The organism is Myxococcus sp. AB056, assembly GCF_006547365.1.
GTDB classification, from domain to species: Bacteria; Myxococcota; Myxococcia; order Myxococcales; family Myxococcaceae; genus Myxococcus; species Myxococcus virescens.
In genome coordinates this window covers 1-24681 of record NZ_VHLB01000065.1, presented here as the reverse complement: position 1 = coordinate 24681, position 24681 = coordinate 1, and the positions used below count along the sequence as shown (strand labels likewise).

Genomic DNA, 24681 nt, shown 5'->3' with positions numbered 1-24681 from the left:
CCCTGGGCGAGTGGACTTTCGCCAGGGGCTTCATTAAGCGAAGGGGGCTTTCCGCGTCGCACCGCAGCCGGCCCACTGCATGTCAGAGCGGCACCCCCCACCTCACGAGGTCGTGCGTGCCTGGCGTCAACGCCAGCTGCCGCGCCCGTCTCCTCCCGCGCTCCTGGACCTGTTCGAGCGTGGCTTCCAGGCGCTGTGGCGCCGTGGCCGTTCGGCCCTGGGGGAGGTCACCCTGGTGGTCATCCTGGAGCGGGTGCTCCAGCGGGTCGTCCAGGCCCATCCTCACTTGTCGGCGCTCGCCGTCACATCGGAAGGTCTTCGCTTCGAGGGGCTGCATCCGGTCGTCGCTGAATTCGACCCGGAACGCCTGGAGGAGTCGCTGGTGGTCCTGGTCGAGGAGTGGCTGCGTGTCCTCGGGGCGCTGACGGGCGAGGTCCTCTCCGCCGCGCTCCGTGAGGAACTGCTCGCCGTGGAAGGGACGAGGCCCCCCCGATGAAGGCACCGCGGAGCCCAGCGGGGGATGACTCCGCCCACCCGGATGTCCCAGCCTCCCGCCGGCGGCCCCGTCGCGCCTGGCGAAAGCGGGGGCAGTCCCACCGCCATCTGGCGCAGCTCCAAGAGGTAGGCCAGCTGCTCTGCGCTTCCGACGGTGTCGCGGCCAGCTTTCCCGCGCTGGTGGACCGCCTTTCCCGATGGCTGCCGGTCCGCGTCGCGCTCCTGCTGGAGGGGGTGGATGCGTCCGGAGTGCCCGTTCCGGAGCGGCCCTGTCTGATGGCGTGGCATTCGCCCGTGCGCATGGAGTCCCCTCCGTCCCAGGCCGTGGCGCATGCCGCCTCCGCGTACGCGTACCTCGTGGGCCTGGAGCGTGTGAGTCTGCAAGGGCGTGACGCCATCGAGGGCGTGTTCAAGGCGGAACCGGCCCGGGTTCCCGGGATGGTTACTTTGCCGCTGGTGGCGAAGGAAGGCGTCCTGGGCGTGCTCCACGTGGAGTCGGTGGGGCTGGGGGAGGACGGGCTGGCGCTGCTGGACGCGGTGGCGAACCTCCTGGCCGTGGCCCTGCCGAAGGAGCATGCCCTGCGCCGCGAAGTTCGGCTGCGTGAGCGCGCGGAGGCGCTGTTCTTTCAGGCCCAGGAGGCCGTGCGCTGGCGCGACGAGCTGCTCACCGTCGTCTCCCATGACATCAAGACGCCGCTGCTCGCGGTGCGGATGAACGCGGAGATGATTCTGAATGCGGGTACGGCGCCGGAGAAGGAGCACCGCCGGCGCCGCTACCTGGAGAACATCGTCCTCGCCGAGCAGCAGATGAGCAGCCTCATCGGCAACCTGCTGGACCGGGCGCGCCTGCGCGGCATGCCCATTCCCCTGACGCTCCTGCCCCTCCCAGTGGACGCCTTGCTGGCGCAGGCGCTGGAGGTGCTCCGGCCGCTTGCGCTGGAGAAGAGGCAGGTCCTGACGGTGGCGCTGGCGCCAGAGCTGCCGCTGGTGCTCGCTGACCGCGAGCGCATCCTCCAGGTGCTGGCCAACCTGGTGAGCAACGCCATCAAGTTCACGCCCCCTGGCGGCGCCATTGAGGTGCGGGCCCACCGGGTGGAGGGGGCGAAGGTGTGCGTCTTCGTGAAGGACTCCGGGCCCGGCATCCCCGCCGAGGACGCACCGCACCTCTTCGAGCGCTTCTGGCGGGCCAGCCATTCACCGGGACGCGGCACGGGGCTGGGGCTGAGCATCGCCTGGAGTCTGGTGGCCGCGCACGGCGGGACGCTCAACGTGGAGAGCCACGAAGGGCAGGGGAGCACCTTCTCCTTCACCCTGCCCGTGGCCTTGCCCTGAGGCGCCGCGGCTACTTGTAGGGCAACACCGTGCCGCCGCGGAAGGCGGAGTCACGCAGCACGAGCCCTTCCTTGCAGAGCCGCGCCGTCTTGGGGCCCACGAAGAAGCCCTTGGGATCGCCCTTGCGGTACGTCTTCTTGATGTACTCCTCGACCTCGAGGAACAGGCTCCGGAACTTGTCGGGCGCCGCGTTCTTCCGGCCCGTCTGCGCGGTGATGTCCAGCTCCGCCCACATCTTGCCGCTGAGCAGCTCGCCCTCTTCGTTGGTGCGGCAGCGCTCCATGAAGATGACGGGCGAGCGCACCTCGTCGATGCGCCAGTAGCCCTTGTCCGGGCCCCGCTTCACCTTGTCGACGATGGCCGCGCCCAGCTCGGAGGCCACCATGTAGAGGTCCTCTGGGGGCAGCCGCTCCAGGTTCTCCGTGTTCGCGCGGAAGGTCTCCCAATCCTGTGGGACGCGCCGGGGGTACACCTCCAGGACGAAGCGCTCCAGGAAGCGGAAGAAGGCGAGTTCGTCGTCGGGGGACATGAAGAACTGAATGACGTTGGCCATCGCGCAGCCCTCATACTCCCGAGTGCGTCTTTCGCGATAGTGCGGCGCGAAGCGGGCTATGAATCCGGGCATGGATACCTGGCTGCTGACCCGGATGCAGGAACTTCGCGACCTTCAGGGCCTCATCGGCCTGGCCACGTGGGACATGGAGACGTACCTGCCCTCCAAGGCCGGTCCCGCGCGCTCCCATCAGCTCTCCACCCTGCAGGGGCTGCACCACGAGCGCCTGGTGGACCCCCGGCTGGGGGAGGCCCTGGCCCAGGCCGCCTCGCAGGCGGACCTGTCCGACGACGCCCGGGCCATGGTGATGGTGCTGACGCGCGAGCGGGAGCGGGAGGTGCGCGTCCCCGCGCCCCTGGTGCGGGCGCTCGCAGGAGCCATCAGCGACGCCATCCAGGCCTGGCGGGAAGCCCGGCAGGCAAGGCGCTTCACCGTCTTCCAGCCCGCGCTCCAGCGCCTGCTGTCGCTGCGCCGGGAGCAGGCGGACGCGTATGGACACGACGGGGAGCGTTATGACGCGCTGCTGGAAGGCCATGAGCCGGGCATGCGCGTGGCGCGCCTGACGCCGGTGCTGTCGGCGCTGCGCGAGCACCTCATCCCCATGGTGGGCAAGCTCACCGCGGTGAGCCGGCCGGTGGCGCCCTTCCTGATGGGCCGTCACTACGACAAGGACGCGCAATGGGCCTTCACCCTGCGGCTGTTGAAGGACATCGGTTTCGACTTGGAGGCGGGCCGGCAGGACCTGAGCATCCACCCCTTCACCGGAGGCACGCACCCGTTGGACGTGCGGCTCACCACGCACGTGGACACGGCCACGCCGTTCCCGTCCATCTTCAGCACCATCCACGAAGCCGGCCACGGCCTGTATGAGCAGGGCTTCGCTCCCGAGCTCTACCGCACCCCTCTGGCCGCCGCGCCTTCCATGGGGCTGCACGAGTCGCAGTCACGCCTGTGGGAGAACATGGTGGGCCGCGGCCTGCCGTTCTGGCGGCATTACTTCCCCGTGCTGCGCGCCGCCTTCCCGGAGGCGCTGTCCGGCACCGACGTGGAGACCTTCCACGCCGCGGTGAATGCGGTGGGGCCGTCGCTCATCCGCATCGAGTCGGACGAGGTGACGTACAACCTGCACATCGCGCTGCGCTATGAGCTGGAGCTGCTCCTGGTGCGCGACGAGCTGCCGGTGGAGGACCTGCCCGACGCGTGGAACGCACGCATGGAGAAGTACCTGGGCGTCACGCCGCCGGACGACACGCAGGGCGTGCTCCAGGACATCCACTGGGCCTGGGGTGAGCTGGGCTACTTCCCCACGTATTCGTTGGGCAACCTGTACGCGGCGTCGCTCTACCGCGCCGCGAAGCGCGACCTGCCGGAGTTGGAGGAGCACCTGGGCCGGGGGGAGCTGCTGCCCCTGCGTGACTGGCTGCGCACGCATGTGCACCAGCATGGCTTCCGCCACTCCGCGGAGGAGCGCGTGAAGCAGGTGACGGGGCAGGGGCTCACCGACACGGACTTCCTGGCGTACCTGAAGGAGAAGTACGGCGCGCTCTACGGTGTCTCGCTTTGAGAGGCTGAGCGCGCGTGCGTCAGTCAGGAGGTGGCATTCATGCCGCCTCGTGCCTGGGCTGTCCGTTCTGTGATAGCTGAGGAGCAACACGGCAAAGGGGGACGCAAATCAAACCTGGAAAAACCATGCTGCTGGGCTGGGGCGCGGGGGCCATCGGCGTGGGCGCCTACTTCTTCTTGTCCCCGTACCTGTCGCCACCCGCGGAGCCAGGGAACCTCTCGAGTCCGACGCTGGCGAAGCTGCTCAATGAGAGCATCGACGCGGCCATCGAGAGGATGAATCCCACGCATTCCCCTGGGCTGATTCCGGAAGCGGCGGCCAATTCGCGGGCGTTCTTGAAGGAAGTCTCCGAGGTGGTGGCCCGGTGCCGCAAGGGGCGCTTCGAGCCGGGCCAGAAGTACAACAAGCTGGAGTATCACCTGCTCCGTGCCGACGGTGTCCGTTACGAGGCCATCTACACGGGCCTTCGGTGCCACGAGGAGACGCTCATCTTCCGGGCCGTCTTCAAGGATGGGCGTGTCGCCGAGGCCTTCACGGACGGGAGTGAGCGACAGTATCCGGTAGGCCAGGTTCGCGGCGCGGTGGGCGAGTTCGGGAAGAGGGTGACCTGGTCCGACAGGGATTACCACCCGGCGCGCTATTACGTTCCGCCACCTGCGCAGCCGACTCAGGCGGACATCGCGAAGCAGTGGGAGTAGTGACAGGCGTGGGCCACGGGCCGTGTCGCCGAATCGCATTCATGGAGTTGCATGGGCAATGTCCGCGAGCCCTTGCATCAAGAAGTGCGTGAGGTCGTCGTGACCCATCGCTGATGCGTGGTACTCCTTATTACATCCTGGCGCATCGGCGGTCGCCGCGAATTCAGTGAGCGTGTCAGACTTTGCAGGGTCTGCCGTCATTGCGTGACCGTGGGCTCGGGAGTTCCGAGTCTACGTTTGCAACGCATTGCACGGGAACCGCACTTGTCGTATTGGACTCGCGCGGAGGGGGAACATTCATGAGAATTCTGAGTCGAGTTGGGCTGATGTGGGCGGTCGGCGCGCTGGTGGCTGCGTGCAACAGCGAGGGACCGTCCGAGAACGCAGGTGAAACCGAGTCCGTCCGCATGGAAATCTCCCTGGCGGGGGATGTCTGCGGCGTCGTGTCCGCCGATGCCGTTGTTTCGGGCCTGGGCATGCCTGTCATCGGCCCTGTTCCGCTTCAAGTGGACGGAACGGCCATCCGGGGGCAGGTGTCCGAGGTGCCTGCGGGAACCGGTCGGGCAGTGCGTGTGATTGCGTATAACGCGTCCATGCTGGAGGTGTACGCAGGCAGCGCTGTGGTCGACGTCGTGGCTGGCGAGGTGGTTTCGGCGGGCCTTGTGCTGCAGCGCAACCCGGTCAACTGCCCGGGCGCCACCACGGGTGGTATCGACATCTCGGGTCGCCTGGAGACGGGGGAGCCCACGCCGGATGGTGGCAGTGATGGCGGAGTGGACCCGGATGCGGGCGTCGTGCTGGGCGGGGCCGAGTTCGCCTTCGCCTACCAGGACGCGACGCTGACCCGCGATGGCGTCATCCACTTCCTGGACGGCAACGCGGATCGCATCCGTCGACTCGACCTGACGACCCGGAGCTTCCTGTCCGCCTACGTCGGGACGGGTGATGCGACATCGATGGCGGTCGCTTCGGACGGTCAGACCGCATACCTGGCCTACACGGGAGGGCGTATCGACGCCTTCACTTCGATGGAGGGGGGCACGGCCCGCTTCTTCGCCGCGGCGCCTGCGTCGGTGTCGCGCATGGTGGTGGCGGACCGATACCTGTTTTCCATTGATGGCTCCGGGGCCTGGGGTACGCATGCGCTCTATCAGCGGGCCACGGGCGCTCGGGTCGCGGCGGCGGACTGGAGGAACAGCGCGGTGAGCCTGCTGTTCTCAGAGGCGAACAACACCATCTACTTCGCCGACAGCGGCGTCTCGCCACAGGACCTGAACCGGGTGCAGGTGAACATGGAGGCGGGCACGCTGGGCGCTGAAATCGACTCGCCCTATCACGGTGCCTATAACCTGCAGGCGCCGCTGCGGCTGTGGCCGGATGGCTCCGCCGTCGTGACGGGGAGCGGACTGCTCTTCAACACGACGGACCTGACGTATCGCACCAGCATCGGACTGTCGTTCGTGGACATCGCCTTCCACGGTGAGCGGCTCTACCTCATCGACACGGTGGGAGACAGGACGCAGCTTCGGGTGCTCAACCACCGGTTCGACATCCTCTCGGCGGCGTACTACCCGGGCGCGGCCCAGCGGGTCTTCGTGCACAACGGCCAGCTGGTGCTGCTCACCTCGACGGGGAGCAATGGGTTCCAGGCGCGTCTGCTGGACCTGTAGTCCCGGCGTCATCTTGACCGCTGGAACGTGATACCGGGGTGCGGGAGGAGAATCAGTCCTCTCGCGCCCCATGTGCATGACGCTTGCCGTGCATCGAGTCCGGGGGCATCGGTGGCGCTGTTGTCCGTCATGCTAGAACGCGAAACATCATCGGGGGTTGCATGCACGCGCTCGTACTGGCCCTGTTCTTCGCCTTCCAGGCTCCCGGCACGGAGCAGAAGCCGCCCGAGCTCTTCCCATTTAGTGAGGAACTCCAGACTGTCTATGACTCGGCGTTCGAGGTCGCGCAGAGCGCGTCTCCCGCCGATGCAGGGCCAGCCATCGAGCGGCTCCTGAAAGAGGCGGCGGACAATCCTCGCGTCTCCCGGCTCGCGGGAAAGTACTACTTCAACCTCGGGCAGTTCGACGATGCCGAGAGGTCCTTGAAGCTCTCCCTGGAACAGGGAATCGACGGACCGCGCCGGGGCGATGTCCTGAGCGCCTTGGGGGCCATCAAGCTTCGGAAGGAGCGGCCTGTCGAGGCGCAGGCGCTCCTGAACGCCGCCCTCGAAATCTGGCCCGATGATGTCATGGCGCACCACCAGTTGTGGCTGCTCTACATGAAGCGCCAGCAGGCTTCCGTCGCGCTGAGACACGCGCGACGGTTGGTGGAGCTCGCGCCGGACGCGTCCATGTCGCACATGGCGCTGAGTGCGGCGTTGGCCGAAACGGGAGCGCTGGAAGAGGCGCTGGAGGCGGTCGAGCGTGCGAAGGCGCTGGGAGCGGAGCCCAGCCCGTTCATGTCCGCCATCGAGGAAGAGATGTCGCGGCAGCGTTGGATGCGCCGCATCTGGCAGATCCCGCTGGGGATGGCGCTGTTCCTGGGGGGCGCACTGCTGTTCTCGTGGGGCGCGGGGCTCGCGCTCTCGAAGCTGCAATTGGGCCAGCTCCAGTCGGACAATCTCCACTTGCTGCGCGCGGAGCAGACGCACCAGGAGCGCCGGGTGGACCGGCTCTATGCCGCCGTCCTGTGGTTTGCTTCACTCCTGTTCTACGTGTCCGTGCCGATGATGTTGGTGCTGACGGTAGCCATCGCTGGCGGCGTGTTGCTGCTGGTGTTCATGATGCCCGTCGTCCCCGTGAAGCTGCTCATCGTCATCGGGGTGATTGGCCTGGGCGGCTTGTTCGCCATCCTCCGCGGCGTGTTCACCAGCCCCGAGCAGGGCGAAGAGGGTCGGGAGCTCGCCGTCTCGGAGGCTCCCGCCTTGTTCAGGGCCCTGGAGGAGGTGGCGGACGTCGCGAAGTCCCGCAAGGTGGACCGCGTCCTGGTCGACGCGGGCACGGGGATTGGCGTGCGGGAGGCGGGCGGCCGGTTCCGGGTGCTGATGGGACGTGGCGAGCGCATCCTGCATCTGGGGCTGGGTGCGATGCGCGGCCTCACGGTGACGGAGCTGAAGTCCATCCTCGCGCACGAGTACGGGCACTTCTCGCACGGCGAGACGCGCCTGACGCCCATCATCTCGCGCATCCAGACGCAGGTCATCCAGGTCATCCAGAGCATCTTTTCCATGGGAGGAGGCAACCTCAATCCGGTGGGCTGGTTCCTGCGCGCCTACTTCTTTGTCTACCTGCGCATCACCGCCGGCCATGGGCGCCGCCGGGAGTTGCTGGCGGACCGTGTCTCCGCGCTCGCGTACGGCGGCGACGCCTTCGGCGCGGCGCTGTCGAAGGTGGTGGAGAACAGCGACGCCTATGACCGGGGCCTCGTCGTCGCGCTCCGGCTTCGCGAGGCCGGCCGGCCCACGCGGGACCTGTTCCGCACCGTGGACACGGTCGCGCTGAACACGCCCCCGGTACTCCAGTCGCTCATCCGGGAGGAGCTGTTTTCCCGGCCCGTGGATGCCTATGACTCGCATCCACCTCCGACGGAGCGCGTCGCACGGGTCGCGGGCATTCCGGGGCAGCGCCCCGAGGAGCGTGAGCCGGCGCTGAGCCTGTTCGCGGACCCCGCGGCGCTCGCCGCCGAACTGGGAGGCAAAGTCCTGGAGGAGCTCGACAGCACACTCACAGCGCGAGGGTACGAGGCTCCGGCGCCCCTGGCCGCGACGGACGAGGAGCAGGACCGGCTCGCGAGCGCCATCGTCCTGCAGAGCTCCGCGTTCGATTTGAAGGAGCGCAACCACACGGATGCGTATTCACTGCTCCAGGAGTCTCTGGTGCGGTTGGAGCAGGCGGCGGGAGCGCAGGACCCATACCTGGTGCCGCAGCTCGTGGAGCTGGCCCGCCTCCACGTCCAACATGACGCTCCCGAAGCGGCACGGCGCGTACTCCAGCGCGCCATCGACATCGTCCAGGCTCAGCCGGGCCACGAGCAGCAACAGGTCGACGCGCTCAACGAGATGCTGTCTGAGATTCCCGTCCAACAGGCGGCGTGAGCGCCCCCGCGACTGCGCGCGGGCGACAGTATTCAGAAGTCGAGCAGCCAGAGGGTGGACGTCCATGGGTCTACCCCACGAATGTTTGCCTATTGGCTGCGCCGGCCAATATACTCGCGACAGCACTCGGGTCGGCGCGTGCGCCCGTGAGGATGGTATTGATGTCTGCGCGCCTGATGATGTCTGTTCTGCTGTTCAGCCTGTTGCTGCCTGGCATCGCGAGGTCAGAGGCTCCGTCGTCGCCGAGGTGGGGCGTCTTGCTCTCCGGCGGCGGAGGACTCTTTGCAGGTAGAAACAGCGCCAATCGAGGTGGGCTCCTGAGCGCCCACCTGCTCCTGGTGACTCCCCTCGGTTTGGAAGTCGGCCTCGCGTTGCAGTGGGGCCGGACCTTCAACACGTACCCTGCCGCGGATCTGGACGACGGGTCTCCTGGGAACACCGAAATCCGACAGTATCCTTGGGGCGCCTTCCGGGGCATTGCCGCGGAGGCGCGCTACCGCTTCCTGCGGGACCGGCGTGTGTCACCCTGGGTGGCGCTCCGCGTGGGGCGAAGCACCTCCACCAATATCGATACAGATGCCTTTGTTCCGCGCCTGTACACCGGTTCGCATCTCGCACTGGCCGCGGGGGCTGGGATGGACGTCCGCATCCATGGGCCGCTGGGCGTCACCCTGGGTGGCTATTACCAGCGCTGCGACATCAACAAGGCGCCTGCGGACAACATCTGTACAGGCGCGGGCCCCACGCTGGTGCTCAGTCCGCACCTGCGCTTCTGACTCAGGCGAACAGCAGGGGCCTGCACGCGCGGGCCAATTGCAGCGCGTCCCGCGCGAGCGTGTACGAATCGCGGTCCTCCGCGTCCAGCCACGCGGTCCGGGCCACCAGGTTGGCCAGGTCGAAGCACAGGCTCGCGGTGCGCCGGGCGAGCCGGCTCTCCTTCTGGAGCGCGCGTGCATTCAGTTCGCACAGTTCAGCACACTGTCGAAGCAGGCGTACCACTTCGCCGGACAGCGGCTCCCCTCGGGCGACCCGGCGGGCCATGCCCTCTTCGCAGGAAACCTGACACTGGAGGCTCGCGGCGATGCACCGGGACACATCCGCGTGCGCACCACCGATTCTGGCTGCCAGCATCGAGACCTCCTCCATCCAGAGCGACGACAAAGTTATGCACGAGGCGTCTGACGGCAACCTGAAGTGGGGGGCCCCGCGGTACGTGCTAATCGATGGGACATGCCCAAGCTCACCCTCGTTCCTCCCGAAATCGAGGCGTACGCGGACGCCCACACCACGGCACCCGCGCCACTCTTCGATGAACTCCGTGATGTCACGTATGCGCGAATGTCCTCCCCCAACATGCAGGTCGGGTCCGTGGAGGGCACCTTCCTGCGCATGCTGGTCGCGCTGACCGGCGCGCGGCGCGTGTTGGAAATCGGCACCTTCACCGGATACTCGGCGCTGATGATGGCGGAGGCGCTCCCGGATGATGGGGCGCTCATCACCTGCGACATCAACCCCGGAGCCACCGATGTGGCGCGCGCCTTCTTCCTGCGCAGTCCGCATGGACGGAAAATCGACCTGCGCATGGGGCCGGCGCTGGACACCCTGAAGACGCTCCAGGGGCCATTCGACCTGGCGTTCATCGACGCGGACAAGCCGAACTACGCCGCCTACTGGGACGCGGTGTTGCCGCTGCTGCGGCCGGGCGGGCTCATCATCGCGGACAACGTGCTGTGGTCGGGCCGGGTGCTCCAGCCGGAGGGCCCCAGCGACCATGCGATTGTCGACTTCAACGCGAAGGTGGCGGCGGACCCTCGCGTGGAGCACGTGCTGCTCACGGTGCGTGACGGGATGATGCTCGCGCGCAAGCGCTGACGTCAGTAGCGGCGCAGGAAGCGTTCCAGTCCGGGGCGCAGGGCTTCGCGCTGGGCGATGCACAGGTCCACGCGCTCCAGCGCCTGCGCCAGGGCGCGCTCACCCCCTTCGAAGGTGGGCGCGTAGGGCGCGAAGAAGGCCGCGAACCGCGCACGGTGTTCGGCGTCGCAGAAGAAGCCGCCGGTGCCCAGCAGCCAGGGAGCGATGTCCCGCGGCAGCCGCTCCCGGAGCGTCTCGAAGTGCTCGCGCAGGAAGTCGAACGCACCCGCGCGGGTGGGCTGCTCCTCCAACTGCCGGAAGAGGATGGGCAGGGCCTCGCGCGTGTCCACGTCCGGCGCCAGCAGCAGGGCCCGGCTGGCGCTGGCGAGCGCGGCGTCCTGAAAGCCTCCCAGCGCGGTGAAGAGCAGGTCGCGCTCGCGGCTCTCCGTGGTGGTGCGCAGGGCTTCGAGCATGCGCTGGTGGAGGACGGCATCCCCCGAGGCCGCGGCGGCGCCCAGCACGCCTTGCGCCGCGTCCATGGACAGGGAGCGCCGGTCGTCCAGCCAGCGCAGCGCGAGCTTCCGGGCCTCCGTTCGCAGGAGGGTGTCCTCGCCGGACTGGGCCACCATCCACACCAGCCGGGGCCGCAGCATGCGCACGTCGTCGCTTTCGCCCGGACGCGGCACGAAGCCCAACTGGCGAGCCTGACCGCCAAAGAGGCCACGGACGAAGCGCGCGCGGCTCGGCCACGCGGCTCGTGGGACGAAGTCATCCCGCACGCTGGCGACCAGGGCCGCCGCGCCCATGACGAGGTCCGGGTCGTCCGCTCGCAGCAGGCGCGTGGCCAGGGTCAGGGCCTGGGCCACGTCCAGCTCGCCACTGGCCACCAGGGCCTCGGCGTCATCCAGCAGGACGCGGCGCTCGGCGATGCTGAGCCCCCGGCCCCCCTGCCGCGTCAGCCGCTCCAGCGCGTTACCGCGCAGCAGCGCGTGGTAGTAGCCGCGGCCTTCCGCGTTGGGGTGGACCCAGTCCGGGCAGGCCTTCGCGCCATCCAGGGCCAGCGTGCCCGTGGGCTCCGAGAGCACCGTGCAGGCGCGGCCCTCCGTGCCCCCGGCGGCGTAGCGCACGCACACCGGCACCTGCCACGCCTGCTCCTCGCCGCGTCCGCCCGGCGAGCCCAGAGGGAGATAGCGCCGCTGCTCCAGGGCCAGCCGGGGCGGTCCCTCCTTGGGGCACTCCAGCGTCATGGCGACGCGCGGCGTGCCCGGCTGGTCCAGGAAGGAGGAGAAGGCGGGCGCCACGTCCTTGCCGGTGGCTTGGGTGAGGGCTTCGAAGAAGTCGGCGGTGGTGGCGGTGCCCCTCGCGTGGGTGTCCAGGTAGTGCCGCACGCCTTGCTGGAAGGCGTCGGGGCCCACCCAGGACTCGAACATGGCCAGCACCGCGGCGCCCTTGTTGTAGGTGATGCCGTCGAAGGCGGAGTGGACGTCTCCCGGCGCTTGGATGGGCTGCCGGACACTGCGCGCGCTGACGAGCCGGTCTTCCACCAGGGCATCACCCCGCGCCTCCACGCGGCGCACGTCACCGCGCCATTCGGGCTTCCACTGCGTCACGACTTTGTAGGCGAGCCAGTCCGCGAAGGACTCGTTGAGCCAGAGGTCGTCCCACCACGCGGGCGTCACGAGGTTGCCGAACCACTGATGCGCAAGCTCATGCGCCTGCGTCAGCGCGAAGTAGCGCTGGCGCCACAGGGAGTCCCCCGCCACGGGGCCCAGCATGAGCGGGGCGCTGAAGGTGATGAGGCCGGGGTGCTCCATGGCGCCCCCTTGCGTGCCGGGCAGGGCCAGCACGTCCAGCTTCGCGTAGGGGTAGGGCGTGCCGAACCACGTCTCCAAGTGCTCCAGCAGCGGGGGCGTGGCCCGCGCGGCCCAGGCCGTCTCCGCGGCGCGGCCCTGCGGCACCAGCATCCGCACCGGCACGCGATGTTGGCCCGCGACGCCCGCGTCCACGGCCTGAAAGGGGCCCACCGCGAAGGCGACCAGGTACGAGGGCAGCGGGGGCGTTGTCTGGAAGCGCACCGTCTTCCATCCATCCGGGCCGTGCGTCTCGGCCTCCACCGGTGAATTGGCGAAGGCGCCGTCCTCCTCGCGCACGCGCAGGGTGAGCCGCCAGGGAATCTTGAAGGCGGGCTCGTCGAAGCAGGGGAAGGCGCGCCGCGCGGCCAGCGGCTGGAACTGGGTCATCGTGTACCAGCGCCCCGCGTCCTGTTCGCGGTAGACGCCCGAACTCTCCCGGGCACGCGCCCGGCCCGTGTACGCCACGCGCAGGATGACGGTGCCGGGGCCCACCGCCTCACGTGGGAGGAAGACGAGCATGTCGCCGATGGGCAGCGTGGACGTCTTGACCCGCGCGCCCGCCACGATGAAGGCCGCGTCCTTCACGGAGAGCTCCTCCCCGTGCAGCCACACCTCGTGCGTGGCCTGGGGCAGCTCGATTTCGATGTCCGTCGTCCCGCTGAACATCTCCCGCCGCGGGTCCAGCTCCAGCGTCACCGTCTGCCGCACGGGCCGCACGGCCGGAGACAGCCGGAGTCCCGGCGGGGTGAGGACGGGGGCCTCCTCCTCGAGCGTCACGGCCTGCGTGACGGGGCGCGCGGGGGCGGACCGAGCGGGGACGGGCTGGGGCCGCGAGCCCACACATGCGCCGAAGCAGAGGACGAGCAGCGGATAGATGAAGTGTCGGCACCGCACCGGGAGCATCTCCATCCGCGGCGGGAAGGGGCGCGCGGGCGGACATTCTCCATGACTGGCGCCAGGGCCGCGAGCAGGTCGCGGCCCCACCTTCCCTTCAGGCGTTGAGGACGGGGTAGGCGGCCAGCAGCTCCACGAGCGCGGGTCCGTACAGCCGCACCCGCTTCTCACCGAAGTAGGGCACCTGCGTCAGCGCCTCCACATCCTTCGGGGGCTGCGAGGCCAGCGCGTCCATCAGCGGATTGGTCAACACCACGCTGGGCGTCACCTTGCGCTCGGTGGCCTTCTCCACGCGGAAGGTCTTGAGGGCCTCCTCGCGCTTGCGCTTGTTGGCGTCCTTGGGGCCCTTGGGTTCGCGCTCCGGCGCCAGTTCGCCCCGGCGCGACTTCTCCAGCAGTTCGCGCACCACGGCCAGGAGCTCCTCCCCGTGCGAGCGGATGAAGGAGCCCCGCACGCCGGCCATGCGCGCCAGCTCCTTGGGGTTGGTGGGCAGCTTCACCGCGATGTCACCCAGCGCCATGTTGGAGAGCATCCGCCCCATGGGGACGTTGTCCTTCTCCGCCCACTCCAGCCGCTTGCGGTGCAGGGCGTGGGCAATGGCGTGGGCCAGCGTCATCTGCGTGGGATTCAGCCCGGCGCGGGGCAGCTTGGGCTTGAAGTCCGCGCCCACGTCGGGGCGCGCCGCGGCCTCGTCGCACAGGCGGGCGCAGTCCAGGAGGACCTCCTCCAGGATGTCGGCCTCGCGGCAGGCGTCGCGGACCTGGCGGCCCAGCTCGCACAGGTAGCGCACGTCATTGGCGATGTACTCCCGCATGGCCGGGGGCAGGGGGCGGATGGAGAAGTCCGACTGTTGGTGCTCCTTCGGCAGCTCCACGCCCAGCCGTTCCCGGGCGAGGTCGGCCAGGCCCACCTTGGGCCACCCCAGCAGGGTGGCCGCCCGGTGGGTGTCGAAGAGGCCCTGCACTCGGACGCCCACCTCGGCGAGGAACTGGAGGTCGCCCTGGGCGGCGTGGAAGAACTTGGTGCGCGCCGGGTCGGCCATCAGCGGGGCGAGCATGCCCGGCACCACGCCCGGCTGGAGCGTGTCCAGCAGGAAGACCTGGTCGTCGGTGGCGAGCTGGAGGAAGCACAGCCGGGCGCGGAAGGCGTGCATCGAGTCCGCCTCCAGGTCCACGGCGATTTCGCGCGCGGCTTCCAGCGTGCGGGTCGCGCGCTCTTCTCCTGAGGCATCTACTACGTCAACGGCACCTTGCGGGTAGGTCGGCATTGCGGGAGGCAGGCTAGCGGACCGGGCCTTGGGATTGAGGTGTTTTTTCCCGGGCCGCCGCTAGGATGGCCGCGCCGATGAACGACGTCCAGCGCCTGGAAAAGAGTCTGCTTGGCCACATGGGCCGAGCCATCGCGGACCACCGCCTCATTGAGGACGGGGACCGCATCATGGTGGGCGTGTCCGGAGGCAAGGACTCCTACACGATGCTGCACCTCCTGCGGGAGCTCCAGCGTCGCGCACCCGTGAAGTTCGAGTTGCTGGCGGTGAACCTGGACCAGGGTCACCCCGGCTTCCCGGCGGACAAGCTGGAGGCGTACTTTCAGCGTGAGGGCTACCCGTACAAGCTCTTGAAGGAGGACACCTACAGCATCGTCCTGGAGAAGACGCCTCCGGGGAAGACGCAGTGCTCGGTGTGCTCGCGCATGCGGCGCGGCATCCTCTACACGGCGGCGGTGGAGCTGGGGTGCACCAAGATTGCCCTGGGCCACCACCGCGACGACCTCATCCACACGCTGCTGCTCAACCTCTTCTTCGCCGGCTCCATCAAGGCGATGCCGCCCCTCTTGCGCAGCGACGACGGGCGCAACGTGGTCATCCGCCCGCTGTGCTACGCGCCGGAGAAGGACATCGCGAAGTTCGCGGGGTTGATGGCCTTCCCCATCATCCCGTGCGACCTGTGCGGCACGCAGGAGAACCTCCAGCGCAAGCGGATGCAGCGGCTGATGGAGGAGCTGGGCAAGGAGATTCCCAACGTCCGCCAGAGCGTCCTCAACGCCATGGCGAACGTGCGGCCGAGTCACCTGCTGGACAAGACGCTCAACCCCGACCCGCTGCACGCCAGCGAGGAAGGGGCCACGACGACCGAACCGAAGGACACGCAAGGGAGCGCCAGCCCATGGCTCGAGAGCAGGCAGTGAAGGCGCGGAACGACCGCAACGGCGCACTGGTGGAGGCGATGCTGCTGGCCGCGATGGCCGACGGGCGCGTCTCGCAGCGGGAGATGCAGACACTCCTCAGCCGCGTGCTGGAGCGCCCGGAGTTCGAGGGCACCCGCCCGGACGAGCTCAACGCCCTGGTGGAGACCAGCGCCGCGCGGTTGTCGGAGGCGAAGAACCTGGATGACGTGCTCGCGTCGCTGCGGCGCCGGCTGCCGGACCACAAGAACCGGATGCTGGCCTTCGGGCTGGCGGCGGCGGTGGCCCTGGCGGACCAGCGCGCCACGCGGGACGAGCTGGGCCTGCTCAAGACGTTCCAGGCCGCGCTGGGCATCTCCGAGGACGAGGTGGCGCAAATCATCGACGTCATCGAGAACGGCGGCAGCCTGGCGGAGGCGCTGGGCGAGCCGCTGGAGCGGCTGTTCGCGGAGGTCATGGTGCTGGTGAGCGCCGCGGACGGGAAGCTTCAGGAGGCCGAGGCCCGGGCGCTGGTGGAGAGCTTCGCGGCGGACCCCCTCTTCGAGAACGTCAGCCCCGAGCGCGCCCAGAGCTTCGTCAGCGAGTCCGTGACGGCCCTGGCCGCAGAGGGTCTGCCCCAGCGGCTCCATGTGCTGGCCCACGGCCTGACGACGCACGCCCAGCGGGTGAAGGCCTTTCGGCTGGCCATCAAGATTGCCCACGCGGGGGGCGCCCCGAGCCATCCCGAGCAGCGAATCCTGGATATGCTCCAGGCCACCTTCGGCCTGGCTGACGATGAAGTGGCGCGACTGGGCAGGGAGGGGTAGTTAGGGGTTCGTATGACCCTGCAAGCCCCCTCGACGCCCCGGCATTCCTTCCGGTTCGGGCTGCCCCCCTCCCTGGGCAGCGATACGGCGCGAGAGCGCGCGGACCGCCTGGCGTCGTTCCTCCAGCGCGCGCTGGGCAAGCTGGTGGAGGTGAGCGTCGCGTCCAGTTACGAGACGCTCGCCAAGGATTTGCTCTCCGGCCGCGCGGACGCGGCCTGGGCCCCGCCCTTCGTCTGCGCGCGCATGGAAGCCATGGGCGTGCGGGTGGTGGTGCGCGGCGTGCGCCGGGGCATGTCGTCCTACCGGTCCGCCCTGGTGTGCCGGGCGGGCGCGGGGCTGACGGTGGAGCGGCTGAAGGGCACCACCGCCACCTGGGTGGACCGGGATTCGGTGGCGGGCTACCTGCTGCCCACCGCCTACCTCAAGACGCAGGGCCTGGAGCCGACACGGGCCTTCTTCGCGCAGCACTTCGCGGGCTCGTACCAGGGCGCGCTGGAGTCGGTGCTGGACGGCAAGGCGGACGTCACCAGCGTCTTCTGCCCGCCGGCGTCCACGGGGCTGACGTTCGCCACCGGCGTGGAGGACGTGCTGGGCGCGGGCGCCGGCCGGCGCTTCGAGCTGATTGCGTACACCGACGAGGCCCCCAACGACGGTGTCCCGGTGGCCATGGGGCTGCAGCCGCAGTTGGTGAGCTCGCTGGAGTCCACGCTGCTGAGCCTCCAGACGTCGCCGGATGGGCAGGCGCTGCTGAAGGACATCTTCAACGCGGAGCGCTTCGAATCCGCGCCGCGCATGGGCTACCGCGCGCTGTACCGCGTTGCGTTGGCCAGCCTGTAGCCTCGGTCGCCAGGCGTCCTCGTTTCGTGCCGCTCTTCCCGTGCGCGTTGGGGCAGGATGCGCGCATGTCCGAATCCAAGCGCTACGAGGGTGGTTGCCACTGTGGTCTGGTCCGTTATGACGTGAGCCTGGACCTGAGCCAGCCGCTGGTGTCCTGCAACTGTTCTATCTGTCTCAAGACGGGGATGTTGTTGGGCTTCGCTCCCGCGGAGCAGTTCAACCTCCAGAAGGGGGCCGAGCACATCACTGACTACCAGTTCGGCAAGAAGTCCATTCACCACCTGTTCTGTGACACCTGCGGAGTCCGCTCCTTCGGGAAGGGCACGATGCCGGACGGCAAGGAGATGCGCGCCATCAACGTCCGCTGCCTGGACGGCATCGAGCTGGACGGCCTGCAGGTGATGAAGGTGGACGGAAAGAGCTTCTAGCCCGCGGGCTACTTGCCGCCGTCGCCCTGTCCGCCGGGGCCCTTCGGTGGAGGCCGCTTCGCTGGGGCGGCCTCCGTCGTCTGCGTCCGGGCGGGCTTCGCCGGGGCGGGCTTCGCTCCGGGCGCGGCGGCGGCTGGCGGCCGGGCCGGGGCGGCGGGCCGCGGCTGACCGGCGTTCACGGGCGCCGCGGCGGAGGAGGAGCCCCCACTCGCACGCGCCGGAGGCCGGGGGGACTGGGCCCTTGCGGCCTGACGCAGGTCGAAGTTGATGACGGTGGGCTCGGTGGCGAAGCGGTCCTCTTCCAGCTCCTCCGCGTACATGTCTCGCATGAAGGCCGCCAGGTGCGCCGTCGTCGCGTGCAGCTTCTCCGTGAGGAGGAACTCCTCCAACGCGAGTTGCAGCTCACCGGCCGTGGAGAAGCGCTCGTCCCGCTTGCGTGCCAGCGCCTTGAAGACAATGGCGTCCAGCGCCTTGGGAATCTCCGGCACCACCTCCGACGGAGGGACAATCTTCGTTCCCACCACCGCCTTGAGCGTGGCCAGCTCCGTCTCGCGCTTGAAGAGGCGCTGCTGCGTCAGCAGCTCGTAGAACACCGTCCCCAGGCCGAACACGTCCGAGCGCGAGTCCAGCGGCTCACCACGGGCCTGCTCCGGGGACATGTACGCGTGCTTGCCCTTGATGGTGCCGACAATCGTCTGGGACAGCTTCCCGGACGCCTTGGCCACGCCGAAGTCGATGAGCTTCACGCCGCCGTTGAAGCCCACCAGCACGTTCTGCGGGGACACGTCGCGGTGGATCAACGCCAGCTTCCGGCCCGAAGGGCTGCGCGCGTTGTGGGCCGCGTCCAGGCCGGCGGCCGCGTCCGCGATGATGCGGCACTTGAGCCCCAGCGGGATGGTGATGCCGTGCTGCTGGGCCCGGGCGCCCAGGGGCCCCACGGCCTCGCCATGCACGTACTCCATGGCGATGAAGTACTGCCCGTCCACGTCTCCCAAGTCGTAGATTTGCGCGATGTTGGGGTGGTTGAGGTGCGCGGCGATGCGCCCCTCGTCCAGGAACATGTCGATGAACTCGTCGTCCTCGGACAGGTGGGGCAGGAGCCGCTTCACCACCAGCAGCTTCTGGAACCCCACCGGCCCCTTCTGCCGGGCGAGGTAGACGGCGCCCATGCCGCCGATGGCGAGTTTCCGAAGCAGCTCGTAGCGGCCGAATGTTTCCACGACGTCCGCCACGATAGCCGCGCCGGGTGGGGACACGGAAGTCCACGGTGCATCATTTCCTGTAACACCGCACTTCCCTGTCTTGGCCGGGGTGCCCCGGACCTCCCCGCCGGGCCTACGGCACCGCGCAGACGCTGCGGTAGCGGACCTCCACCGACTGGCCGGCCAGGGGGATGGCCCCGGGCTGGAAGACGATGGCGTTCTGCTCCGCGTCGTAGACCCACTGCGTCGCGGGCACCGGCTGGCCCTGGACGCGCACGCCCATCTCCCCCAGGCCCGTGGGCGCCGCGGTGAGCGGGAAGTCCGCCTGCGGCTCTCCGGCGCGCTGGATGACCTGCTCCAGCAGCCCCCCGTAGTTCTGTCCGCAGACGTTGGCCACCTGTCCCCCCGTGCCGTGGGCCACGGCGGTGAAGCGGGCCGAGCCACTGCCCGCGGTGGCGCAGCCGGGGTCGGTGGGCACCAGCCCGTAGAGCTGGCTGCGGTGGGACATGCCCGTGCCCTTCAGCGTCTGGAGGAATTGGATGTAGCTCTCCGGACCGAAGCCGGAGTTGTCGTCCTCGTCGGCCAGGACCACCACCGCCATGCGGGCCGCCGCGCGGACGAAGCCGGAGTTGCCGTCATTGGCCTGCGGGGTGCGCGGGTCATCCATCTGCTCGGACAGGGGCGCGGAGAGCGCCTGGCGCATCGTCTCCAGGCCCTGCACCAGGTTGTGGCACATGCCCACGCTCAGGTTGGCCTGGATGTCCGCGGCCGCGGTGGCGCTGGAGCCGGACACCACGCGAGGCCGGCTGCCATCCACCGGGAAGAGGCGCCCGGCCTCGCCGCCGTTGGCACCGCCGCCGCACTGCGGACCCCGGGCCACCAGGCCCGTGCTGGTGACGCCCACGCGCACGTCCACGCCGTTCGTCTGGGCCGTCTGCAGCCACTGCGGAATCGCCTCCTTCAGCCGGTCCTGGTACTGCTGCATGGTGGTGGTGTTGGACACCACGAAGAGGACGTCCAGTTGGCTGTCGGTGCCCTGCGTGTAGCGGTCCACCTGGATGCCCTCGTGGTTCGTCTCCGCCAGCAGCGGTACGAGCAAGGGGGAAGGCTCATTGGGGGTGCGCAGGTACAGCGGGCTGAAGTGCTGGCCGTGCACGTTGCGCGCGTAGCCGACCTCCAACTCGAAGCCCGCGCCCGGCGCCAGCGTGACCGGCGCCGTCATGGGCATCACCAGCGAGAACTGGTTGCTGGTCCCGTTGCCGATGTCCGCGCCCGTCACCGTGACGGGGCTGCTGCACCGGTTGGCCACGTATGTCTTCCGGGGCGCCGCGGCGCAGTCGTAGCGGATGGGGCCGAAGTCCACGAAGGACGGCGTCGCCACCAGGCAGCTCTGCCGGGACACGCCCTTGAGGGGCAGGCGCACCATGGGCGCGGCCGGGTTGCTCACCGTCAACTGCAGCTCGCCGGTGAAGTCCCCTTCCGCCTGCGGCCGGAAGGCCACCATGGCGCTGAAGCCCGCGTCGTACGGCACCACGCCGCCCGTGAGCCGGCCGCCCGGCATGAAGAAGACGCCGCCGCCGTTGTTGCTGATGTGGATGTTCTTCACGGCGCACTCGGCCCTGCCCGGGTTGCGGAAATGGAAGCCCAGCACCGCACCCCGGCCCGGCGTCACGTTGCCGAAGTCCATCACCGGCTGCGGCGTCAGCTCGTACACGCACGGCGCGGTGGCGCGCGAGCGGCCGGTGAGGATGATTTCTCGCTCCGGGTTGAACAGGTCATCCGAGCGCACGCGCAGCGCGGCCGTCCACGTGCCCACCGCGGTGGGCTCGAAGTAGACCTTCAGCTCCAGCGCGTCGGTGCCGGGGGCAATGGGCAGCCCGGGCGTCGCCTCCAGCACGGGCCAGACGCCGCCGCTCCACGGATAGGCCTCGGTGCCGCGCGTGGGCACGTCCACGCTGAACTGCGGACTGTCGCCGCCCGCCGCCACGCCGACGAACTGGAGGGGGCCATTGGTGCCCGCGTTGGAGATGCGGATGACGCGCTCCACCTTGCCGCCCACCGGCACCTCGCCGAAGTCCAGCGACACCGGCGTCACCGCCAGCGTGGGCCGGCCGCCGCGCGCGTCCAGAATCACCTGCGAATTGCGCGCCTTGTCGGACGTGTAGTGCACCGTGAGGTCGCCCACGTTGGGCCCGGAGTAGCGCGCCGCGAACTCCATCTGCATCTCGACGACTTCGCCCGGGCCGACGGAGGAGCCCTCCGGCCGGGAAATCGGCACGAAGGCATGGTCGCTGGTCACCAGTCGCTCGATGGTGACGGGGCGCCAGGTGACGTTGCGCGCGCGTGTGTACGACTGCGTGCGCTCATGCACCGGAATCAAATCGAAGGGGACGGGCGCCGGGTCGAACACGAAGGCCGAGGCCACCGAGTTGCCCTTCAGCTCCACGGTGGACGGCGTGCAGCCCTCACAAGAGAGAATCTCCAGGCGCGCGCCCATGTTCCCCAGCGCGCGGGGCAGGTACCTGGTGCTCACCTTGCGCGACGACAGCGGGGGGATGGTGATGGTGTCCGCGGAGAAGGGGTCCGGGTGCGTGCCCGCCACCGTCAGCGTCAGCGGCAGGTCCACGGGATTCGTCACCGTGACCTCCAGCGTGCGCTCGCTGTCCACCTCGAGCGTCTCGTAGTCCAGGAAGGGCGGCTCCACGCCGATGGGGGTGGGCGTGCCCATGCCCATCACCTGCACCTGGGCTTCCGCGCCCTGGTTGGCGTCCGTCTTGACGTGCACCGTCTCCGTCGCCAGGCCTTCGGTGAGCGGGTGGAAGCGGACGTGCACCACGTGGGACTCGCCTGGCAGCACCCGCTCGGCGCCTTCGCCCAGCTCCACTTCATAGGACGGGTTGTTGGCCAGACCCAGCGCGTCCAGGGCGGAGAAGGGCACGTACCCGACGTTGCGGATGCGGACCTCCCGCTCCCGCCACTCGCCCACGGGCACATCGCCAAAGTCGAGGAGGTCCGTGTCCACTACCGCGGTGGCCTGCACCGCGCGGGTCTCCTTCCCCTCGTGGCACGCCGTCCCGATGGTTACGAGCAACGCCAGTGTGAGCCCACGCCCTGTCAGCCCCATCCTCATTTGCCGATCCCCACCCTTCTCCCCACACCCACCGACCCGTGCCCGGTGAGTGATCCGCCCTCTGCTCCTCCATCAATTTACGTACCAACCCAGGGAGCGAAGGAGCGTCTCCCTGATTTCAGGAGGTTGGCGTGATGTGGGTGTCATCAGGTTGGCAAAGAGGAAGGGCGATACTCTGGAGGGTGAAAGACTTTCCCGTCCTTCTGGCGGTGAGGAAATGTGGGTGGGTTTCAGTGGATGAAGCGAATGAGCGCCTCCGCGACCATTTCGGGCTGCTCCATGTGGACGTGGTGCCCGCCGGGGAGGTGCAGCGGCGGATGGGCGAGGGTTTGGAGTGCCTGCGTACGGTTGCGCATGAGGCCGTCATCGTGGCGCAGCCCGCCGGTGGCGAGGATGAGCTGCAGCGGGCAGGTGACGCCGGCCTGGAGCGCCATCCACTGGGCCTCGTCATAGCCCATGCCGAAGCGGCGGCGGTGGCGCGGGTCGAAGGTGAAGGCGAAGCCACCCTCGTAGGGCTCCGTCCCGTGCCGGGCGAGGTACAGCGCCGCGTCCTGCGTCAGCGTGGGGCTGTTCTCCAGCAGCCGCGCCGCGGCGGTCTCCACGGTGGGGTAGCGCTTGCGGTTGGGCGGGCGGCGCGCGTCATCCAGTGCGCTGCGCAGCCGGCCCAGTGCGCCTTCCGCGGGCCCGCCAGCGGGGCCCAGGCTTTCGATGAGCGTCACGCTCTTCACACGCCCCGGACGGGCGGCGGCGTAGGCCTGTGAGACGATGCCGCCCAGCGAGTGCCCCACCAGGTGCACCGCGTCCAGGCCCAGCCCGTCCAACGTGGCCTCCACGTCGAGCGCGTAGTCGCTGAACTGGTAGGTGGCGCCGGGACCCACGTGGGCGCTGCGGCCCATGCCCCGAAAGTCGAGCAGCACCAACCGCCACGTTCGGGGCAGGTGCGAGATGAGGGCATCGAAGCTGTGGGAATGGTCCAGCCAGCCATGCAGGAACAGCACGGCGGGCGCGTCGGGCGCGGGGCGCTGCCGGACATGCAGCGCCAGGCCTTCGGCATCAACAGAGAGGGATTCGAGCGCGTCGGACACGGGAGCCTCCTGCCCCGTGCCTTACCCGGTTCACGCGCCCGGGAGAACCGTCATCCACGCCCGGACGCGGCGCGTGTTCAGCGGGGTCCAGCGGGCTGTCGCGGCGGCCCACCCGTGTCGGGCCGAGAGAGAATCATCGCGAGCTGGCGCGCCTGATTCTCGGTGGCGCAGCGGTACTCCTGCTGCTTGCCGTTGTCCTTCTCGATACGGAGAACCCAGACATCGTTTTCCTTCGTAACATTCGCCTGCTGGGACATGTGGCGGTTCCTCCCCGCCGCGGGGAAGAGCATGTTTCATGCCGCACAGGAGAGTGGCCTCAAAGGCCCGAATTTCCGGCACTGCACCGCTCCACCTCTGGAGCGGGGTGACAAAAATTGTGCACAGTTGCGACAAATTTGGCCGGAAAGCCTCGCATAGATTGCGTAGTGCCCCAGGGCGGGTCTGCCTTTACCCTGTTACAACCCGAGGTGTCAGGTGTCCTGGGCGTCAGGCCATTCCCAGGCGGAGCGGTAGCCGCCGTGGGTCTGGGTCCCCTCGACGAAGCGGGCATAGAAGGGGTGCCCGCTGAGCGTGGCGGAGTCGCCCACGACGAAGAGGTGACGGCGGGCGCGGGTGAGGGCCACGTTCATGCGGCGCAGGTCCGTGAGGAAGCCGAGCTGCCCCTCACTGTTGGAGCGGGTGAGGGAGACGATGATGGCGTCCTTCTCCCGGCCCTGGAACGCGTCGACGGTGTCGACCTCCACCTCGGGGCTGAGCGCCTCGATGCGCTCGCGGAGCTGATGGGCCTGGGCGCTGTAGGGCGTAATCACCGCCAGCTCGCGGGGGGCCAGTCCGGCGGCGAGCAGGGCGCGCACGCGGGCTTCCACCAGTCCCGCCTCGCCAGGGTTGAAGAGGCTTCGCGTGGTGGGCTCGACTTCTTCGTCGAAGCCCTTGCCCGCGGTGTCCAGGTAGAGCACGGGGGGCGCATCCACGTCCGCGCCCGGCGTGAGGACGGCGTCCAGCGTGCGGTCCGCGATGGAGGGGTGGGCGCGAAGCTCGCCGCCGTACATCTCCCGTGAGGGGAAGTCCATGATGCGCGCGTTCATCCGGTACTGCTCACGCAGCATGCGTTTGACGCCGTCGCCGTGGTCCTTGAGCAGGCGCTCGAAGAGGCTCACGCCCAGGCCGGCCTTCGCGGCCTCCTGGGAGAGGACGGTGGGCGGAAGCTGCTGCGGGTCGCCCGCGAGGATGACGCGGGGCGCGCGGAGGAAGCCCAGCAGCGCCAGGGGCTCGGTGGCCTGGGTGGCTTCATCGAGCAGCGCCAGGTCGAACTGCTGCCCAGCGAGCACGCCGGAGTCGAGGCTGGAGAGCGTCACGCAGATGACGTCCGCGTTGGCGAGCACGGACTTCACGGCCTTTCGCTCCAGGGCGCGGGCCTCGTCGAGCATGCCCTTGGCTTCGGAGGTGGACGCGCGGGCGTTGGCGAAGCGCTCGCGGCTGCGGCCCTGGTTTCGCTGGCGGCGCGCGTAGCCCAGCAGGGAGAAGGCCTCGTCGAAGAGGTCGCGGGAGACGGCGCGGTCCGGGTGGGACTCCACGACGATGTCCAGGGTGTGCTCCTGGAGCCGGGCGGCCACTCGAGCGGGGTGGCCCACGCGGATGGCGCGCAGGCCCTTGTCCAGGCACAGGTCCAACAGGTGGTCCACGGC

At 69.2% G+C, this 24681-nt stretch carries 21 protein-coding genes; 12 read left to right on the top strand and 9 right to left on the bottom strand.

The window, feature by feature from the left end:
* Window positions 1-112: 112 nt before the first annotated feature.
* Entirely contained in the window at window positions 113-496 is a 384-nt protein-coding gene (locus FMP39_RS25300; protein WP_228558320.1) for a hypothetical protein, read from the top strand.
* Window positions 497-675: 179 nt separating this feature from the next.
* Entirely contained in the window at window positions 676-1827 is a 1152-nt protein-coding gene (locus FMP39_RS25295; protein ID WP_228558319.1) for a sensor histidine kinase KdpD, read from the top strand.
* 10 nt (window positions 1828-1837) lie between these two features.
* Here the strand turns inward: FMP39_RS25295 and FMP39_RS25290 are convergent, their stop codons facing one another.
* Window positions 1838-2380 carry a hypothetical protein gene (locus FMP39_RS25290; protein WP_026114254.1) on the bottom strand — a complete coding sequence of 181 codons (543 nt, stop codon included), beginning with the start codon at window positions 2378-2380 and terminating at the stop codon, window positions 1838-1840.
* A gap of 70 nt (window positions 2381-2450) precedes the next feature.
* Here FMP39_RS25290 and FMP39_RS25285 point away from each other — a divergent pair, with 70 nt between their 5' ends.
* The 5 genes from FMP39_RS25285 to FMP39_RS25265 all read left to right on the top strand — a co-directional run bounded on the left by FMP39_RS25285 (window position 2451) and on the right by FMP39_RS25265 (window position 9502).
* Window positions 2451-3944 (top strand): carboxypeptidase M32, encoded by a 1494-nt coding sequence (locus FMP39_RS25285; protein ID WP_228558318.1) that lies wholly within the window; start codon window positions 2451-2453, stop codon window positions 3942-3944.
* Between the two features lie 125 nt (window positions 3945-4069).
* Window positions 4070-4642, top strand: coding sequence for a hypothetical protein (locus FMP39_RS25280; protein ID WP_141592757.1), 573 nt, complete (start codon window positions 4070-4072; stop codon window positions 4640-4642).
* A 299-nt stretch (window positions 4643-4941) separates the two neighbouring features.
* Entirely contained in the window at window positions 4942-6312 is a 1371-nt protein-coding gene (locus FMP39_RS25275) for a hypothetical protein (RefSeq protein WP_228558317.1), read from the top strand.
* Between the two features lie 161 nt (window positions 6313-6473).
* Complete coding sequence (locus tag FMP39_RS25270) at window positions 6474-8726, top strand: tetratricopeptide repeat protein (RefSeq protein ID WP_141592755.1); 2253 nt, start codon at window positions 6474-6476, stop codon at window positions 8724-8726.
* 338 nt (window positions 8727-9064) lie between these two features.
* Window positions 9065-9502: a hypothetical protein gene (locus tag FMP39_RS25265; protein ID WP_194858555.1), complete on the top strand. Its 438-nt coding sequence runs from the start codon at window positions 9065-9067 to the stop codon at window positions 9500-9502.
* Between the two features lies 1 nt (window position 9503).
* On the opposite strand, the gene FMP39_RS25260 is transcribed toward FMP39_RS25265, so the two are convergent.
* Window positions 9504-9857 (bottom strand): hypothetical protein, encoded by a 354-nt coding sequence (locus tag FMP39_RS25260; RefSeq protein WP_225888113.1) that lies wholly within the window; start codon window positions 9855-9857, stop codon window positions 9504-9506.
* Between the two features lie 99 nt (window positions 9858-9956).
* Between FMP39_RS25260 and FMP39_RS25255 the strand changes: the two genes are divergently transcribed.
* Window positions 9957-10598: an O-methyltransferase gene (locus FMP39_RS25255; protein WP_141592753.1), complete on the top strand. Its 642-nt coding sequence runs from the start codon at window positions 9957-9959 to the stop codon at window positions 10596-10598.
* A 2-nt stretch (window positions 10599-10600) separates the two neighbouring features.
* Here FMP39_RS25255 and FMP39_RS25250 read toward each other — a convergent pair whose 3' ends face one another.
* Window positions 10601-13333: a M1 family metallopeptidase gene (locus FMP39_RS25250; protein ID WP_228558324.1), complete on the bottom strand. Its 2733-nt coding sequence runs from the start codon at window positions 13331-13333 to the stop codon at window positions 10601-10603.
* An 88-nt stretch (window positions 13334-13421) separates the two neighbouring features.
* The gene (locus FMP39_RS25245; RefSeq protein ID WP_141592751.1) at window positions 13422-14591 is read right to left on the bottom strand and encodes a ribonuclease D; all 1170 of its coding nucleotides are present in this window, start codon (window positions 14589-14591) and stop codon (window positions 13422-13424) included.
* A 65-nt stretch (window positions 14592-14656) separates the two neighbouring features.
* Here FMP39_RS25245 and ttcA point away from each other — a divergent pair, with 65 nt between their 5' ends.
* The 4 genes from ttcA (at window position 14657) to FMP39_RS25225 (ending at window position 17579) form a co-directional block, all read left to right on the top strand.
* Window positions 14657-15511 (top strand): tRNA 2-thiocytidine(32) synthetase TtcA, encoded by an 855-nt coding sequence (gene ttcA, locus FMP39_RS25240; protein WP_141592750.1) that lies wholly within the window; start codon window positions 14657-14659, stop codon window positions 15509-15511.
* Entirely contained in the window at window positions 15490-16314 is an 825-nt protein-coding gene (locus FMP39_RS25235) for a TerB family tellurite resistance protein (protein WP_141592749.1), read from the top strand. Before ttcA ends, FMP39_RS25235 begins: the two co-directional genes overlap by 22 nt.
* Before the next feature lie 12 nt (window positions 16315-16326).
* Window positions 16327-17151: a phosphate/phosphite/phosphonate ABC transporter substrate-binding protein gene (locus FMP39_RS25230; protein WP_141592748.1), complete on the top strand. Its 825-nt coding sequence runs from the start codon at window positions 16327-16329 to the stop codon at window positions 17149-17151.
* A 65-nt stretch (window positions 17152-17216) separates the two neighbouring features.
* On the top strand, window positions 17217-17579 hold the full coding sequence (locus FMP39_RS25225) for a GFA family protein (protein WP_194858554.1): 363 nt from the start codon (window positions 17217-17219) through the stop codon (window positions 17577-17579).
* Window positions 17580-17587: 8 nt separating this feature from the next.
* On the opposite strand, the gene FMP39_RS25220 is transcribed toward FMP39_RS25225, so the two are convergent.
* The 5 genes from FMP39_RS25220 to FMP39_RS25200 all read right to left on the bottom strand — a co-directional run.
* On the bottom strand, window positions 17588-18799 hold the full coding sequence (locus tag FMP39_RS25220) for a serine/threonine-protein kinase (protein WP_305036078.1): 1212 nt from the start codon (window positions 18797-18799) through the stop codon (window positions 17588-17590).
* Between the two features lie 115 nt (window positions 18800-18914).
* The gene (locus FMP39_RS25215) at window positions 18915-21911 is read right to left on the bottom strand and encodes a choice-of-anchor D domain-containing protein (RefSeq protein ID WP_141592745.1); all 2997 of its coding nucleotides are present in this window, start codon (window positions 21909-21911) and stop codon (window positions 18915-18917) included.
* A gap of 230 nt (window positions 21912-22141) precedes the next feature.
* Window positions 22142-22996 (bottom strand): alpha/beta fold hydrolase, encoded by an 855-nt coding sequence (locus FMP39_RS25210; protein ID WP_141592744.1) that lies wholly within the window; start codon window positions 22994-22996, stop codon window positions 22142-22144.
* A 77-nt stretch (window positions 22997-23073) separates the two neighbouring features.
* Window positions 23074-23253: a hypothetical protein gene (locus FMP39_RS25205; RefSeq protein WP_225888111.1), complete on the bottom strand. Its 180-nt coding sequence runs from the start codon at window positions 23251-23253 to the stop codon at window positions 23074-23076.
* A gap of 213 nt (window positions 23254-23466) precedes the next feature.
* The coding region (locus FMP39_RS25200; protein ID WP_228558316.1) for an AAA domain-containing protein at window positions 23467-24681 on the bottom strand (1215 nt) is incomplete at its 5' end.

What these genes read in the sequence shown, in the direction of transcription:
- FMP39_RS25290 (WP_026114254.1), bottom strand. Translation starts at nt 2,380, where the DNA reads ATGGCCAACGTCATTCAGTTCTTCATGTCCCCCGACGACGAACTCGCC.
- FMP39_RS25285 (WP_228558318.1), top strand. Translation starts at nt 2,451, where the DNA reads ATGGATACCTGGCTGCTGACCCGGATGCAGGAACTTCGCGACCTTCAG.
- FMP39_RS25280 (WP_141592757.1), top strand. Translation starts at nt 4,070, where the DNA reads ATGCTGCTGGGCTGGGGCGCGGGGGCCATCGGCGTGGGCGCCTACTTC.
- FMP39_RS25275 (WP_228558317.1), top strand. Translation starts at nt 4,942, where the DNA reads ATGAGAATTCTGAGTCGAGTTGGGCTGATGTGGGCGGTCGGCGCGCTG.
- FMP39_RS25270 (WP_141592755.1), top strand. Translation starts at nt 6,474, where the DNA reads ATGCACGCGCTCGTACTGGCCCTGTTCTTCGCCTTCCAGGCTCCCGGC.
- FMP39_RS25260 (WP_225888113.1), bottom strand. Translation starts at nt 9,857, where the DNA reads ATGCTGGCAGCCAGAATCGGTGGTGCGCACGCGGATGTGTCCCGGTGC.
- FMP39_RS25255 (WP_141592753.1), top strand. Translation starts at nt 9,957, where the DNA reads ATGCCCAAGCTCACCCTCGTTCCTCCCGAAATCGAGGCGTACGCGGAC.
- FMP39_RS25250 (WP_228558324.1), bottom strand. Translation starts at nt 13,333, where the DNA reads ATGCTCCCGGTGCGGTGCCGACACTTCATCTATCCGCTGCTCGTCCTC.
- FMP39_RS25245 (WP_141592751.1), bottom strand. Translation starts at nt 14,591, where the DNA reads ATGCCGACCTACCCGCAAGGTGCCGTTGACGTAGTAGATGCCTCAGGA.
- ttcA (WP_141592750.1), top strand. Translation starts at nt 14,657, where the DNA reads ATGGCCGCGCCGATGAACGACGTCCAGCGCCTGGAAAAGAGTCTGCTT.
- FMP39_RS25235 (WP_141592749.1), top strand. Translation starts at nt 15,490, where the DNA reads ATGGCTCGAGAGCAGGCAGTGAAGGCGCGGAACGACCGCAACGGCGCA.
- FMP39_RS25230 (WP_141592748.1), top strand. Translation starts at nt 16,327, where the DNA reads ATGACCCTGCAAGCCCCCTCGACGCCCCGGCATTCCTTCCGGTTCGGG.
- FMP39_RS25225 (WP_194858554.1), top strand. Translation starts at nt 17,217, where the DNA reads ATGTCCGAATCCAAGCGCTACGAGGGTGGTTGCCACTGTGGTCTGGTC.
- FMP39_RS25215 (WP_141592745.1), bottom strand. Translation starts at nt 21,911, where the DNA reads ATGAGGATGGGGCTGACAGGGCGTGGGCTCACACTGGCGTTGCTCGTA.
- FMP39_RS25205 (WP_225888111.1), bottom strand. Translation starts at nt 23,253, where the DNA reads ATGTCCCAGCAGGCGAATGTTACGAAGGAAAACGATGTCTGGGTTCTC.